1 protein-coding gene, 1 tRNA gene and 2 pseudogenes are annotated in these 1,929 nt (G+C 69.2%); 1 reads left to right on the top strand and 3 read right to left on the bottom strand.

All coding sequences use genetic code 11. The annotated features are described in order from the left end of the window. Nucleotides 1-171, top strand: a pseudogene (locus AC2VNT_RS03625) (tyrosine-type recombinase/integrase); the annotation flags it as partial. A gap of 94 nt (nt 172-265) precedes the next feature. Here AC2VNT_RS03625 and AC2VNT_RS03620 read toward each other — a convergent pair. From AC2VNT_RS03620 to AC2VNT_RS03610, 3 genes and pseudogenes are all read right to left on the bottom strand, one after another. Beyond that, a tRNA-Pro gene (locus AC2VNT_RS03620) sits at nt 266-339 on the bottom strand. A 303-nt stretch (nt 340-642) separates the two neighbouring features. Beyond that, complete coding sequence (cds1, locus tag AC2VNT_RS03615; protein ID WP_486945555.1) at nt 643-1,743, bottom strand: L-cysteine desulfhydrase Cds1; 1,101 nt, start codon at nt 1,741-1,743, stop codon at nt 643-645. Further along, nucleotides 1,740-1,929, bottom strand: a pseudogene (locus AC2VNT_RS03610) (metallophosphoesterase); the annotation flags it as partial. The pseudogene AC2VNT_RS03610 and the gene cds1, both read right to left, overlap by 4 nt.

Below are 1,929 nucleotides of genomic sequence, written 5' to 3'. Positions count from 1 at the left end.
TACCCCACACGACCTGCGGCACACCGCGGCGTCGCCGCGGTGTCGGCCGGCGCGGATGTCAAAGCGGTGCAGCGCATGTTGGGGCATGCGAGAGCGTCCATGACGCTGGACACCTACGCCGACCTGTTCGACGCCGACCTGGATGCCGTAGCCGGTAGCTCGGACGCCGCTACTCGGGCAGACGCCAAATCTCCTGCGGGATTCTGGCCCTGCTCCGAAATCCTGAGCTGGTCTATGCACTTTCTCTACCAGCCATTTATCTCTGTCGGGGTGGCGGGATTCGAACCCACGACCTCTTCGTCCCGAACGAAGCACGCTACCAAGCTGCGCCCCACCCCGCATGAAGCCACGACAGCGTATCGCACCGGCGCGAGGCCCCGCCTAATACGCTGATCGCACTCCGCAGGGCCCAGCTCACTCGGTCGCCGGATGATGAGATCGCCCACACCGCGGCGTGGACAGCTGCAATGCGCAGCAATATTAGGCAGACTGGCTAAGAACGTGACAGTGGCAAGGGAGCCGGATTATGACACTGTTGGGCGCCGCCCTCTACGGCGGGTTCTTCGGGCTTGCCGCGCTATGGCTGCTGGCGACCGCTCCGGACGCCCCGGACGCCGCCGACAACCGTGCCCAAGACCAAGCTCAATCCCAGCGGCAGGACCGCTCGAACTCCACCAGCGCCGCGGCTGGCCCGGCCGGGTCGAGCCCCTGCTGCGCCAGCCAGTCGTCGCTGAAGTAGGTGTCGGTGTAGCGGTCACCGCTGTCGGCGAGCAGGGTGACCACCGACCCGCTGCACCCGTCGGCCACCATCTCGGCGAGCAGCCCGAAGGCTCCCCACACGTTGGTGCCGGTCGACGCGCCCACCCGCCGGCCCAGCACCGCGCTGACGTGGCGGGGGGCGGCCACCGACGCCGCATCGGGCACCGAGACCATCCGATCGACCACGTCCGGCAGAAACGACGGCTCCACTCGCGGCCGGCCGATGCCCTCGATGCGGGACGACCCGGCGATGACGGTGTCGTAGCGGCACCGCGCGTAGGCCGGGAAGAACGCGGAATTCTCCGGGTCGACCACGCACAGCCGGGTCGCATGCCGGCGGTAGCGGATGTAGCGACCGATCGTCGCGCTGGTGCCGCCGGTACCCGCTCCGACCACGATCCATTCCGGGATGGGATGGACCTCGTCGCGCATCTGCTCGTAGATCGACTCGGCGATGTTGTTGTTGCCGCGCCAGTCGGTAGCCCGCTCGGCGTTGGTGAACTGGTCCAGGTAGTGACCGCCGGTCTCGGCGGTGATCCGCTCCGCCTCGGCGTAGACGTCGGCCGAATGCTGCACGAAATGGCAGCGCCCGCCCTGCGCCTCGATCAGCGCCACTTTCGACGCGCTGGTGGAGGCGGGCATCACCGCGACGAACGACAGACCGAGCAGCGCGGCGAAGTACGCCTCGGACACCGCGGTGGACCCCGACGACGCCTCGACCACCGTGGTGCCCTCTTCGATCCACCCGTTGCACAGTCCGTACAGAAAAAGCGAGCGGGCCAGCCGGTGCTTGAGGCTGCCGGTGATGTGGGTGGTCTCGTCTTTCAGATACAGCGCCACATCATCCGAACCCCACGCCGACGGCAGCGGATAGCGCAACAGGTGGGTGTCGGCGCTGCGGCGGGCGTCGGCCTCGATCAGCCGGACCGCGTTGTCAGTCCAGTGCCGCGGGCGGTCGTGGGCCGCGACCCGGGTCGGCGTCAACGGACTGAAATACCGGTCCGCGATCGGTGCAGGGCGGTCCGCGCAGCGTCGCCGCCGCTCGGCGCGGCGACCAGGGTCAGCAGGGTGGCCTCGGGGCGGCAGCACAGCCGCGCCGGAGCGAACGGCGAGGTGCCGATCCCCGCCGAGACGTGCAGCCGCATGTGCGCGCCCCACCGCGACGCCCCC

Source organism: Mycobacterium sp. TH-M15 (assembly GCF_057473705.1).
This window is presented reverse-complemented; position numbering and strand designations above follow the sequence as displayed.